This is a genomic window from Achromobacter sp. 413638 (genome assembly GCF_043119405.1).
Lineage (GTDB): Bacteria > Pseudomonadota > Gammaproteobacteria > Burkholderiales > Burkholderiaceae_B > Achromobacter.
This window is the reverse complement of sequence record NZ_JBICCO010000013.1, coordinates 17,746-30,819: the sequence shown is the minus strand read 5'-3', so window position 1 is coordinate 30,819 and position 13,074 is coordinate 17,746. Positions and strand designations below refer to the sequence as shown.

The window sequence follows — 13,074 nt, the reverse complement described above, 5'->3', positions numbered from 1 at the left end:
GGGGGGACTGTCACATGAGGTATCTATAATCGGGCCACTCTTACAGCCATCATCACGAGCCGCATGGATCAACTTCTGGCCGCCGTGGACCTCGGGTCCAACAGCTTCCGCCTCTCCATCGGACGCATCGTCCAGCAAGACGGTACGCCCCAGATCTATCAGATCGATCGTCTCAAGGAAACCGTCCGGCTGGCCGCCGGACTGGACACCGAAAAGCGCCTTGGCGACGAGGCCATCGAACGCGCCATCGCGGTGCTGGAACGCTTCGGCGAACGCCTGCGCAGCTTCCACCCCAACCGCGTGCGCGCGGTGGCCACGAACACCTTCCGCGTCGCCCGCAACACCCGCGATTTCCTGCCTCGCGCCGAAGCCGCGCTGGGCTTCCCCATCGAAGTCATCGCCGGCCGCGAAGAAGCCCGCCTGATCTTCTCGGGCGTGGTCCATACCCTGCCCCCCTCGCCCAACAAGCGCCTGGTCATCGACATCGGCGGCGGCTCGACCGAGGTCATCATCGGCAAGGGCCATGAGCCCACGCTGATGTCCTCGCTGTACATGGGCTGTGTCAGCTACAGCCGCCAGTTCTTTTCGGACGGCGTGATCGACGCGCACCAGATGAAGCAGGCCGAGCTGGCCGCCCGCCGCGAGATCGAAGTGATCGCCAAGCAGTACCGCAAGACCGGCTGGAAGGAAGCCTACGGCTCGTCCGGCACGGCCAAGGCGCTGTTCGCCATCCTGACCGAAGGCGGCATGTCCGACCGCGGCATCACGCGCGCCGGCCTGTCCAAGCTGAAGGATCGCATCGTCCGCGCCGGGCGCGTCGTGCCGTCGGAATTGCCCGGCATCAAGGTCGAGCGCGCCGACGTGCTGCCCGGCGGGCTGGCCATCATGAGCGCGCTGTTCGACGAGCTGGGCATCGAGGTCATGCACACGGGCGACGGCGCACTGCGGCTGGGCGTGCTGTACGACCTGCTGGGCCGCGACGTCGAGCACGACAAGCGCGACGAATCCGTGCGCCAGTTCATGAAGCGCTATCACGTGGACGCGAACCAGGCCCGCCGCGTGCATCACGCCGCGCTCTCGCTGTTCGACGCCATGATGCCCGAAGGCGCCGAACGCGCCGAGCTGCGCACCGCGCTGGGCTGGGCCGCCGACCTGCATGAAGTGGGCCTGTCGATCGCGCACAACGCGTACCACAAGCACACTGCCTACGTGCTGGAAAACGCCGACATGCCGGGCTTCTCGCGCGCCGACCAGCAGCTGCTGGCGCTGCTGGCGCTGGGCCACCAGGGCAAGCTGAGCAAGCTGGAGCCGCTGGTGCGCAACCACGCCCAATGGACCGCCATCCTCAGCCTGCGCCTGGCCGTGCTGCTGTTCCGCCGCCGCGGCGAGATCGAGCCGCTGCCGCTGACCGCGTCGGTGCGCGGCGACTCCATCGTCGTGCGCGTGAACAAGGAATGGCTGGCCCAGCACCCGCTCAGCGATTTCACGCTGCGCGCCGAGGAAGCCGAATGGTCCAAGGTGGGCTTTTCGTTCCAGGTGCTGGAGTTCTGACGGCGACGGCGCCCGGCTTCGCGCTTCCGACGCCCCCGGTCTTGGGGGCGTTTCTTTTCCATTCTTGAACGCGAAGGATCGGGCGAGCCCGGAACCGCCGGCCAGCCTATGAAAAAAACCAGCGTGGCGCTTGCGCGGCACGCTGGCTTTTTTTTCAAGCGGATCAAAAAGGCGACAAGTCCGTCTGCCTTTCCAGACGCCGCAATTCCTGACGCAAAGGCCGCGTGGCCCGCCGTATCAGTTTGATCTTCATACGACGGAACAGGCGGCGCATGATCAGCGCTGCCCGGTCGGGGCGGGTTGATCGAGGCCGAAGTGGCGGCGATAGCGCTCGTCCATGCCGTCCATCTTCAGCAGCACCGGGAAGTCGGCGGCGTTGAAATCCGGATCCCAGGCGGGCTGGCCGCAGACGCGCGCGCCCAGTTTCAGGTAGCCCTTGATCAGCGGCGGCACGCGGGCCGGCAGCGTGCTGTTGAGCTTTTCCACCGGGTAGCGGTGCAGCGGCTCGACATACGGCTCATCGCCCTGCGGCAGCTGCTTGGAGATGGTGCGCCACACTTCGGCGGCGGTGACGCCGTCGTCGCGCAGGCTGACGCTGGCGCAGCCCAGCACGTACTGGTAGCCGCCACGGCGCAGGTACTCGGCCAGGCCGGACCACAGCAGCATGATGACGGTGCCGTTGCGATAGTCGGCGTGCGTGCACGAGCGGCCGACTTCCACCAGCTCGTCGCGGATCGGACCCAGGCCCGAGAGATCGAATTCGGATTCGGAGTAGTAGCCGCCGGCCTCCCGGGCTTTTTCCGGGGTCAGGATGCGGTATGTACCCACCACACGGCCGGTGTCGAGTTCGCGAACCATCAGATGTTCGCAAAACGGGTCGAAGCGATCATGCTCGACACCGTCCTGGGCATCGGGAAAGACCGCGCCCATATCCTCTGTGAAGACGTCGTAGCGCAGACGTTGGATCTGCTCGATTTCGTCTGCCGTGCGCGCCAGGCCGACCACCAGCACCTTGGGGGCGGGGCCCGTCCACGGTTCGGCGGCATTACGGCTTGGGTTGATGCGTGCTAGTTCCAGCATTGCGCGAAGCTCCTAGAGAGTCCGGTCAGTTTGGACGCCCTGTATGTCAAAGACTTGACCAATATGTTACGTGACTATGAAGTTTAGTTCGGAGCAGATAGACGGTATTTCCGCAAAGCTCAACAAAACTTTACAAATCAATACGCGGAAACAACAAAGAAGGGCCACCCGCCGTCATGCGGCGGATGGCCCTGCCCGGGCGCCCGAGCGGAATCACCCCAGGCTGGCCGCGAGCTTCTCGGCGCTGGACACGGCCAGCGCCTCGTCTTCGGCTTCCACCATCAGGCGCAGCTTGGGCTCGGTGCCCGAGGCGCGGATCAGGATCCGGCCACGGCCCGCAAGCTCGGCCTCGACCGACTGGCGCGCGGCCGACAGGCCGGCATGGGTCTTCCAGTCCAGACCCGGCGCCAGCGGCACGTTGATCATCTTCTGCGGATACATGCGCAGCTCGCCCAGCCATTCGGACATGGTGGCCTGGTTGCGGCGCAGCGCGGTCAGCACCTGCAAGGCGGCGATGATGCCGTCGCCCGTCGTATGGCAGTCCAGGCACAGCAGGTGGCCGGAGCTTTCGCCGCCATAGAGCCAGCCGCGATTCTGCATCTGCTCCAGCACATAGCGGTCGCCGACGTTGGCGCGCTCGAAGCCCACGCCCAGGCGCTGCATCTCGCGCTCGAAACCGAAGTTGGTCATCTGGGTGCCAACAACGCCGTCGACCTTGCCGCGCTGCATGCGCTCGCGCACGATGGCGTACAGGAGTTCATCGCCGTTGTAGATGCGGCCGTCGCCATCGACCATCTGCAGGCGATCGGCGTCGCCGTCCAGCGCGATGCCGACCTGGGCGCCACGGGCCTGCACCTCGCGCGCCAGCAGCTCGGGATGCAGCGCGCCCACGCCCTTGTTGATGTTGAAGCCGTCCGGATGCACGCCGATGGCGTGCACCTCGGCGCCCAGCTCGCGGAACACGTGCGGCGCGATGTTGTAGGCGGCGCCGTGGGCGGCGTCGACCACGATGGACATTCCGTTCAGGTCCAGGTCGTTGGGGAAGGTGCTCTTGCAGAATTCGATGTAGCGGCCCTGCGCGTCCGACATGCGGCGGGCGCGGCCCAGCCCCTCGGACCCGACACAGCCCAGCGGCTCGTCCAGCGCGGCCTCGATATCGGCCTCGATGTCGTCGGGCAGCTTCATGCCCTGCGCCGAGAAGAACTTGATGCCGTTGTCCTGGTAGGGATTGTGCGAGGCGCTGATGACGATGCCCGCCACCAGGCGCAGCGCGCGGGTCAGGTAGGCCACGGCCGGCGTCGGGATGGGACCGGCCAGCAGCACGTCGATGCCCGCCGCCGACAGCCCGGCTTCCAGGGCGGATTCCAGCATGTAGCCCGAGATGCGCGTGTCCTTGCCGATCACCACCTGCGGGCGGCTGCCGCCGCGCACCGCGTGTTCACGGGCCAGCACGCGCCCGGCGGCGTAACCCAGGCGCAGCGCGAATTCCGCGTTGATCACCGGGCCGCCGACTTCGCCGCGAACCCCGTCGGTACCAAAATACTTGCGTCGAATCATGAACAAATTGCTCCTTGTTCAGCCGCCTGCCAGACCTTCAGCGCGTCGACCGTGGCGGCCACATCGTGCACCCGCACGATGGACGCGCCACGCGCCACGCAGGCCAGGGCGGCGGCAATGCTGCCGGGCAGCCGGTCGTCGACGGACCGGCCGGTGGCCTGCCCGATCATGTTCTTGCGCGACAGGCCGATCAGCAGCGGATAGCTGGAACTGCGCAGGCTGGACAACCGGCGCAGCAGTTGGAAGTTCTGGTCCGCCGTCTTGCCGAAGCCGAAGCCCGGATCCAGCACGATGCGGCGGGGGTCCACCCAGGCGGCGCGCAGCTTCTGCGCGCGCGATCCCAGGAACAGGCCGATCTCGCCGATCAGGTCGGTGTACTCGGGCGGGCTGGCCTGCATGGTGCGCGGCTCGCCCTTCATGTGCATCACGCACAACCCGCAGCGCGACTGCGCCACCGCCTCGATGGCGCCGGGCTGCCGGAAGCCGTAGATGTCGTTGATCATGTCGGCGCCGGCATCCAGCACGGCGCGCATGACTTCGGGCTTGAAGGTATCGATCGACAGGGGCACGCCGCAATCGCGCAGCGCCTCGATCACTGGCAGCAGGCGCGCCAGCTCGTCGGCGGCCGAGACGGGCTCGGCGCCGGGGCGGGTGGATTCCCCGCCCAGGTCCAGGATGTGCGCGCCTTCGGCGATCAGGCCGCGCGCGTGCGCCACCGCCGAGTCGGTGTCGTCATGCCGGCCGCCATCGGAAAAGGAATCCGGCGTGACATTGACGATACCCATGACAAGCGGGCGCTCGAGATCGAACTCGAAGCGCCCGCAAAGAAAGTTATTCGCCATGACTCAGTATGGCAAACCTCAGACGGCGGCTGCCGTGTTGCCGCCGGCGGCCAGCCCGGTGGGCGGCGTGTCGGAGGTGTCGGACGGGCCTTGCGGCGTCTTCGGGGGACGCGGCGGGCGGCCCTCGATGATGTCGTTGATCTGGTCGGCGTCGATGGTTTCCCATTCGAGCAGCGCCGAGGTCATCACTTCGACCTTGTCGCGGTTGTCTTCCAGGATCTTGCGCGCGACGCTGTACTGCTCGTCGATGATGCGGCGGATCTCGGTGTCCACCTTCTGCATGGTGGCTTCGGACATGTGCGTGGTCTTGGTGACGCTGCGGCCCAGGAACACTTCGCCTTCGTTCTCGGCATAGACCATGGGGCCCAGCTCGTCGGTCATGCCGTAGCGCGTGACGATGTCGCGGGCGATGGCGGTGGCGCGTTCGAAGTCGTTCGAGGCGCCCGTCGTCATCTGGTCCATGAAGATTTCTTCGGCGATGCGGCCGCCGAACAGCACGGCGATGGTGGACAGCAGGCGGCCCTTGTCCATGCTGTAGCGGTCGGTCTCAGGCAGCTGCATGGTCACGCCCAGCGCGCGGCCGCGCGGGATGATGGTGACCTTGTGGACCGGGTCGGTCTTGGGCAGCAGGCGGGCGACGATCGCGTGGCCGGACTCGTGGTACGCGGTGTTCTTGCGTTCCTCTTCGGGCATCACGATGGAGCGGCGTTCCGCGCCCATGATGATCTTGTCCTTGGCCTTTTCGAAGTCGGACATGTCGACCGTGCGGCCATTGCGGCGGGCGGCGAACAGGGCGGCCTCGTTGACCAGGTTGGCCAGGTCGGCGCCGGAGAAGCCCGGCGTGCCGCGCGCCAGGACGGTCGCGTCGACGTTCGGCGACAGCGGAACCTTGCGCATGTGGACCTTCAGGATCTGCTCGCGGCCGCGGATATCGGGCAGCGGCACCACGACCTGGCGGTCGAAGCGGCCCGGACGCAGCAGCGCCGGGTCGAGCACGTCGGGACGGTTGGTCGCGGCGATCACGATGACGCCCTGGCCCGACTCGAAGCCGTCCATCTCGACCAGCATCTGGTTCAGGGTCTGCTCGCGTTCGTCGTTGCCGCCGCCCAGGCCGGCGCCACGCTGGCGGCCGACCGCGTCGATTTCGTCGATGAAGATGATGCAGGGCGCATGCTTCTTGGCGTTCTCGAACATGTCGCGCACGCGGGCCGCGCCCACGCCGACGAACATTTCAACGAAGTCGGAACCCGAGATGCTGAAGAACGGCACCTTGGCCTCGCCGGCGATGGCCTTGGCCAGCAGCGTCTTGCCGGTACCGGGCGAGCCGACCATCAGCACGCCGCGCGGAATGCGACCACCCAGCTTCTGGAACTTGCTCGGGTCGCGCAGGAAGTCGACCAGTTCCTGAACGTCTTCCTTGGCTTCGTCGCAGCCGGCCACGTCCACGAAGGTGATCTGGTTGGTGTTCTCGTCAAGCATGCGGGCGCGCGACTTGCCGAAGCTGAACGCGCCGCCACGACCGCCGCCCTGCATCTGGCGCATGAAGAACACCCAGACGCCGATCAGCAGCAGCATGGGGAACCAGGACACGAAGATGCTCATCAGCAGCGACTGCTCTTCGCGCGGCTTGCCCGACACCTGCACGCCGTACTTCAGCAGGTCGGAGACCATCCAGAGGTCGCCCGGCGAGGTCAGCGTGTAGGCGCGACCAGCGTCCGGGGTGACGTACAGCACGTCGCCGCCAGGACCGCCCTGCACGTCCACCTTGCGGATGCGTCCCGCCTTGGCGTCGTCCATGAACTGCGTGTAGGTCACGCCGTCCTGGGTCTGGGCGCGTCCGTCAAACTGCTTGAAGACGGTGAACAGCACAAGGGCTATCACCATCCAGACAGCGACTTTCGAAAATGAGTTGTTCAAGGTCGATCTCCTGCTTTCGATTCCGACCGGCGACTGCGCACCCGCGTATGGCACAGTCACAAGTATGTCAATAGCCCATTCTACCCTGACGGACTGCGTTGCGTCCTGGGAGGCCTGGGAGCCGTAGGGTTACGTCTGATTCGAGGTTTTTCCGGTCGCTGTCTCGCTGGCCAGTCCAGGGGCTGGCCGTGGTTTTGTGGCGCCGGAGCGCCAGGCTCCGGCAGGGCTACTTCAGATCACGGGCGACCAGAAAGGTTTCCGAGGACTTGTCCCGGGACGCCTTCGGCTTGCGCTCGACCACCCGCTTGAAGCGCTGCTTGAAGGACTGCACGATCTGCGAAAAGCCGCTGCCGTGGAAAGCCTTGACTATCAACACCCCGTTGGGCTTGAGATGGGCGCAGGAAAACTCCATCGCCAGCTCGCAGACATGCTGGATGCGCGCGGCGTCCGCGATGCCTACCCCGGACAAGTTGGGGGCCATGTCGGAAATAACAAGATCCACGGCGCGGGATCCCACCATTTCCTCCAATTGTTTCAGGACTTCGTCCTCGCGGAAGTCGCCCTGGATGAATTCCACCCCCGCCACGGGCTCCATGGGCAGGATGTCCAGGGCGATGATGCGCCCGTCCACGATCCCGCCCGGCCCCGCCAGGCGCTCGCGCGCGACCTGGGACCAGCTGCCGGGCGCCGAGCCCAGGTCGACCACCAGGTCGCCGCGGCGCATCAGCTTTTCGGTGTCCAGGATCTCTATGAGCTTGAACGCCGCCCGGGCCCGATAGCCCTTCTGTTGCGCCAGCTTCACATAGGGATCGTTGATGTGCTGGTGAATCCAGTCTTTGGAGAATTTATTTTTGGCCATTACCGTACAATTCCACGCATGCCTATATTAGAACTTACCTCTCGCGAGCGCAGCGACCTTCGGTCCGCCGCTCACCCCCTGCGCCCCGTCGTCCTGATCGGCGACAACGGCCTGACCGAGGCCGTGCTCAAGGAAATCGACCGGGCGCTGACTTCCCATGGCCTGATCAAGGTCCGCGCCGGCGGTGACGATCGCGAGGCGCGCGAGGCCATGCTGTCGGAAATCTGCGACAAGCTGTCCTGCGCCCCGGTACACCACCTGGGCAAGACGCTGATCCTGTTCCGCCAGCTGCCGGGCAACATCAAGCCCGCCGCACTGGCCGCCCTGGAGCCCGAACGTCCCGCCAAGCGCCGCGCCTCCGAGCCGCATACGCCCAAGAAGCTCGCCGCCGAAGGCAAGACGCTGTCCAAGCGCCCGGCGCGCCGGGCCGACCCGGACGAAGCCCCGGCCAAGCCGGCGCGCGTCCCGGCCAGCGAGCTCAACAAGAACGGCAAGCCCATGCGCCCGAGCACCCGCAAGGCATCCGGCAGCGCCCACGCGATTCCGCGCCGCGCGGGCAGCGCGCTCAGCCTGCGCGCCGGAGCCCGCAGCGGCACCAGCCGCCGCTCGTCGTCCAAGCGCTGAGTCCGGAACAAGCAAAACCATCCGGCGCAGCGCCTGTTTGCGCCGGGACTGCCCCCGCCAGGGGGCTTTTTTTCGTCTCGGGACCGCCCCGCGACGAAGTAGCCCTGGGCGCAGCGCCATCCAACACCGGGGTCGGGTCGGACGAGGAACCCGCGGCAACAAAAACGGGCGCATTACGCGCCCGATCCACCATAAGCGGTCCGCATGTTATCGCGGATTGCCGATGAACGTGAAGTTCAACCTATGGTGTTTTGATGGTCTACAGCTAAATGGGCAGCTGCGTCAGATGTAACGCACGCCCAGGACTTCATACTCGCGCACGCCGGCCGGGGCCAGGACCTCGACGACGTCGCCTTCGCTCTTGCCGATCAGCGCGCGGGCCACGGGGCTCGACACGGAGATCAGATTCGACTTGATGTCGGCTTCCACGTCGCCGACGATCTGGTAGGTCAGGCGGTCGCCCGAATCCAGGTCTTCGATATCGACGGTGGCGCCAAATACCGCCCGGCCTTCCGCGTCCAGCGAGGACGGGTCGATCAGGTGAGCGTTGGACAGCGTGCCTTCAAGCTCGGCAATGCGGCCCTCGATAAAGCCCTGACGCTCGCGCGCGGCGTCGTATTCGGCATTTTCCGACAGATCGCCTTGCGCACGCGCTTCAGCGATGGCGTTGATAACGGCAGGACGTTCCACGGTTTTCAGCCGCTGGAGCTCTTCTTGCAAGCGCTCGGCCCCGCGCACGGTCAAAGGAATGGCAGACATGTCGTTTCCCAAACAAAAGTAGAAAACGCCCCCGACGGAGCGTTCTCGGTGTGAAGGCCGTAGGCCTGTCTCTCGCGCCGCCGTTGCTGCGTGGCGACTGTTGCGGGACGGCGGGATCAGGGAAGGCGCAAGGCTGAACCCGATCGGTTTCCCCTTTGCCCGCTCTGATCGGCCGGCCGGCGAGGCGGCGGGCTGCGACCAAAACAAAACCCCGGCTCGGGTCGGAACCGGGGCAATCAAGGTCATATTGTGGTCAAAGTTCGGACGAATTGCAAGCCGCCGGAAAAACCGTCGTTTTCCGCGCATTTCGCCGCCGTAACCCGCGAGAAACCGGCGTTTCCACGCAAGAAACCGCCAGATGCGGGCTGTGCCAGCTGACGACCACCAAGAACTCTCCAGGCTTTGCGCGAGCTTTCCGCTCCAGCTGCATCCATCCGCCAACGCTGCGGTGCCCGGGGCAGACTGCCATTTCAGGATGACCGCGCCCGCCTGCGCGCCGCTTTCGACCCGCCGCCCATTCCCACCGTCTTCACCCGCTGTTTATTACGAATAAATCGTTCGTTGCATAAAAGATACTGCCCAATATCGACACGGTTTTTGATAGCCGCGCGTGTGTAAAAAACCGTAGTCAAAATGCCCAAAGAAGGTATAACCGGAAAGTTGCTTTATTAATGAACAATTAAAAACAACCGGCATTTCAACCGGCGCTTCTCTTTATTACTAAAACGGGGTCGCGGAGTTTCTTCCAAAAACTCACCGCGAGAACGATTGATTGTGCGTGTTGCAGTCCGGCGGATGCATCGCAGTCATTCGGCGCGACATCCGCCTCCCATGGCGCTGTCCGGGCGGGGGAATTTCCCGGCGCGCGATGGGTCGCGTCCAAGACCGAGGAGCTCTCTCATGCTGGAAAAACTGAAAGTCCGTACCGGAATGCTGCTGGTGCTGTTCTGCTTCGTTACTGCCCTGGCGCTCGCTTGCGGGCTGGGCTGGATTAATGCCCAGCGCAGCGTCGCGGAAATAGAAGACCTGAATAATGTCGCCGTGCACCAGGTCGACCCGTTGTATGAAGCGAACGGCGCCCTGCTGCGCACCCGCCTGGCCTTGGATGCGACCATATCCGAGCTGCAATCCGGTTCCGCGGATCAGGCGGCGATATTCCTCCAGACCGCCAACAGCCAATTGCAAATGGCGCGTGAACGCTATGCCAGGTATATGGCCGTGCCCAAGACCGAGCGCGGACAACAACTGGCGCAAACGCTGCAGGCCCGGTTCAGCGAATACGCCGCCGCCCTGGATGCGCAGTATTCCGCGCTGAAGGAAAACGCCGTCCCTCGCTACCAGGAAGGGCAGCGCAAGCTGCGCCAGATCGATGAAGGCTTCACCAAGGACATGCAGGCCTTCCTGGGCCGGGTGGCCGAGCGCAGCGACGCGGTGCTCGACAGCTCGCAGCGGACCTACGCCTCGGCCCGGATTTCGGCCATCGCCCTGCTGTCCACCGCCCTGCTGCTGGCCGCGTTGTGCTGGGCCTTCATCCGCCGCGGCGTGCTGCTGCCGCTGCGGGAAGCCGGCATGCACTTCGACCGCATCGCGGGCGGCGACCTTACCAGTCGGGTGGAAACCCGTTCCAACAATGAAATCGGCGCCCTGTTCGCGGCGCTCAAGCGCATGCAGGAGGGTCTGACCCGCACCGTTTCAACGGTGCGCCAGGGCGTGGACGAGATCAACATCGGCTCGGCCGAGATCGCCGCCGGCAACGCCAACCTGTCCAGCCGCACGGAAGAACAGGCCGCCGCGCTGGAGCAGACCGCCGCCACCATGGAACAGCTGGCGGCCACGGTGAAGCAGAACGCCGACAACGCCGCCCAGGCCAACCAGCTCGCGGCCGTCAGCATGGAAGTGGCGCAACGCGGCGGGCAGACCGTGGGCCAGGTGGTCCAGACCATGCAGGGCATTTCGGACAGCTCGAAACGCATCGCCGACATCGTTTCGGTCATCGACGGCATCGCCTTTCAGACGAATATCCTGGCCCTGAACGCCGCCGTGGAAGCCGCGCGCGCCGGCGAACAGGGCAAGGGCTTCGCGGTCGTCGCCGGCGAAGTCCGCACGCTGGCCCAGCGGGCGGCTCAGGCAGCCAAGGAAATCAAGACCCTGATCGAAACCTCGGTGGACACCGTGGCGTCGGGCTCGGCCCACGTCACGGCCGCCGGCCAGACCATGCAGGAAATCGTGACCTCGGTGCAGCGCGTGGCCGACATCATGGGCGAAATCTCGGCGGCCTCGGCCGAGCAGGCCGGCGGCATCGACCAGATCACCCTGGCGGTATCGCAGATGGACGAGGTGACGCAGCAGAACGCCGCGCTGGTGGAAGAGGCCTCGGCCGCCGCCTCGGCCATGGAGGACCAGGCGCGCAAGCTGGCCGAGGCCACGGCGGTGTTCAAGACCCAGTCGGGTCAGGTGATCGAGGCGGAACCGGCGGCCGTCCTGGCCCATGGCGCCCGGGCGACACGCCTGTCGCGCCCCTGAGCCAGGCAGGCCTGATCGGGCCGGGCGCTCCACGCCCGGCCCGGCGGGCCTTATTTCCTGCGACGCAGCAAGGCGTACAGGATGATGGCGCCGAACGTGGCGGTGCCGATCCCGCCCAGCGTGAAATTACCCAGCTTGACGGTGAAATCACCCGCGCCCAGCACCAGCGTGACCGCGGCCACGATCAGGTTGCGGTTGTCGCTGAAATCGACCTGGTTCACCACCCAGATACGGGCGCCGGCCACGGCGATCAGGCCAAACACCACGACCGACATGCCGCCCAGCACGGGCGCCGGGATGGTCTGGATCAGGGCGCCGAACTTGGGCGAGAAGCCGAGCACGATGGCGATCAGGGCCGCCACCACGAAGACCAGGGTGGAATAGATGCGGGTCACGGCCATCACGCCGATGTTCTCGGCATAGGTGGTGACGCCGGTGCCACCGACCGCGCCCGACACCATGGTGGCCACGCCGTCACCGACGAACGCGCGGCCCAGGTAGCGGTCCAGGTCCTGGCCCGTCATGGCGCTGACCGCCTTGACGTGGCCCAGGTTCTCGGCAACCAGAATGATGGCGACCGGCACGATCAGGCCCATGGCCTCGGCCTTGAACACCGGCGCCGCGAAATGAGGCAGGCCGAACCAGGCCGCCGCCGTCACGCCCGCGAAGTCCACGGGCTTGCCCAGGCCCAGGACATTGGCGCAGATCACGTACACCACGCAGGCCAGGATCAGGCCCACCAGGATCAGCAGCCGCTGCACCATGCCGCGCGTGTACACGGCGATGCCGCCCACGCACAGGACGGTGACGAGGGCCATGGCGGTGTCGAAGCCCGACTGCCCCATCGCGCCCTTGGCCGCGATGGGCGCCAGGTTCAGGCCGATCACGGCCACCACGGCACCGGTCACCACCGGCGGCATCAGCGTGTCGATCCAGCCCGCCCCGCCGCCGGCGCGCGCATTGACGGCCCAGACGATCAGGCCGATCAGGGTATAGGCCAGGCCGCAGGCGATGATGGCGCCCAGCGCCACGCCGATATTGGCGTTGGCGCCGCCGCCCGCATAGCCGGTGACGGCGATGACGCCGCCGATGAAGGCGAAACTGGACCCCAGGTAGCTCGGCACCCTCCCGCCCACGAACAGAAAGAAGATCAGCGTGCCGATGCCCGACATCAGGATGGCGACGTTCGGATCAAACCCCATCAGCAGCGGCGCCAGCACCGTGGAGCCGAACATGGCGACCACGTGCTGCGCGCCCATGGCCACGTTCTTGGGCCAGGACAGCCTTTCGTCGGGCGCGATGATGACGCCGGGCTCGGCGTCGTCCGCCAGGCGCCAGCGCGGAAAGTACGATTTGGACATG

General features: G+C 66.0%; 10 protein-coding genes. 3 read left to right on the top strand and 7 right to left on the bottom strand.

Annotated features, from left to right (window positions below):
• Positions 1–63 precede the first annotated feature (63 nt).
• Positions 64–1,551, top strand: a complete 1,488-nt coding sequence (gene ppx, locus ACEU5R_RS07765) for an exopolyphosphatase (RefSeq protein WP_103275731.1) — start codon at positions 64–66, stop codon at positions 1,549–1,551.
• A 276-nt stretch (positions 1,552–1,827) separates the two neighbouring features.
• Here the strand turns inward: ppx and ACEU5R_RS07760 are convergent, their stop codons facing one another.
• From ACEU5R_RS07760 to ACEU5R_RS07740, 5 genes are all read right to left on the bottom strand, one after another.
• On the bottom strand, positions 1,828–2,631 hold the full coding sequence (locus ACEU5R_RS07760) for a GNAT family N-acetyltransferase (RefSeq protein ID WP_392409723.1): 804 nt from the start codon (positions 2,629–2,631) through the stop codon (positions 1,828–1,830).
• Between the two features lie 213 nt (positions 2,632–2,844).
• Positions 2,845–4,188, bottom strand: a complete 1,344-nt coding sequence (glmM, locus tag ACEU5R_RS07755) for a phosphoglucosamine mutase (protein WP_392409722.1) — start codon at positions 4,186–4,188, stop codon at positions 2,845–2,847.
• Positions 4,185–5,030, bottom strand: coding sequence for a dihydropteroate synthase (gene folP / locus ACEU5R_RS07750; protein ID WP_103275734.1), 846 nt, complete (start codon positions 5,028–5,030; stop codon positions 4,185–4,187). The genes glmM and folP overlap by 4 nt, the downstream gene beginning before the upstream one ends.
• Before the next feature lie 18 nt (positions 5,031–5,048).
• On the bottom strand, positions 5,049–6,947 hold the full coding sequence (ftsH, locus tag ACEU5R_RS07745; RefSeq protein WP_103275735.1) for an ATP-dependent zinc metalloprotease FtsH: 1,899 nt from the start codon (positions 6,945–6,947) through the stop codon (positions 5,049–5,051).
• Positions 6,948–7,173: 226 nt separating this feature from the next.
• A complete protein-coding gene (locus ACEU5R_RS07740; protein WP_103275736.1) occupies positions 7,174–7,806 on the bottom strand; it encodes an RlmE family RNA methyltransferase in 633 nt (210 codons plus the stop codon).
• 18 nt (positions 7,807–7,824) lie between these two features.
• Between ACEU5R_RS07740 and ACEU5R_RS07735 the strand changes: the two genes are divergently transcribed.
• Positions 7,825–8,430 (top strand): YhbY family RNA-binding protein, encoded by a 606-nt coding sequence (locus ACEU5R_RS07735; RefSeq protein ID WP_103275737.1) that lies wholly within the window; start codon positions 7,825–7,827, stop codon positions 8,428–8,430.
• Between the two features lie 282 nt (positions 8,431–8,712).
• Here ACEU5R_RS07735 and greA read toward each other — a convergent pair whose 3' ends face one another.
• On the bottom strand, positions 8,713–9,189 hold the full coding sequence (gene greA / locus ACEU5R_RS07730; protein WP_103275738.1) for a transcription elongation factor GreA: 477 nt from the start codon (positions 9,187–9,189) through the stop codon (positions 8,713–8,715).
• Between the two features lie 900 nt (positions 9,190–10,089).
• On the opposite strand from greA, the gene ACEU5R_RS07725 reads away from it, so the two are divergent.
• Positions 10,090–11,712: a methyl-accepting chemotaxis protein gene (locus ACEU5R_RS07725; RefSeq protein WP_103275739.1), complete on the top strand. Its 1,623-nt coding sequence runs from the start codon at positions 10,090–10,092 to the stop codon at positions 11,710–11,712.
• Positions 11,713–11,762: 50 nt separating this feature from the next.
• On the opposite strand, the gene ACEU5R_RS07720 is transcribed toward ACEU5R_RS07725, so the two are convergent.
• On the bottom strand, positions 11,763–13,073 hold the full coding sequence (locus ACEU5R_RS07720; protein ID WP_103275740.1) for a solute carrier family 23 protein: 1,311 nt from the start codon (positions 13,071–13,073) through the stop codon (positions 11,763–11,765).
• Position 13,074: the final 1 nt, after the last annotated feature.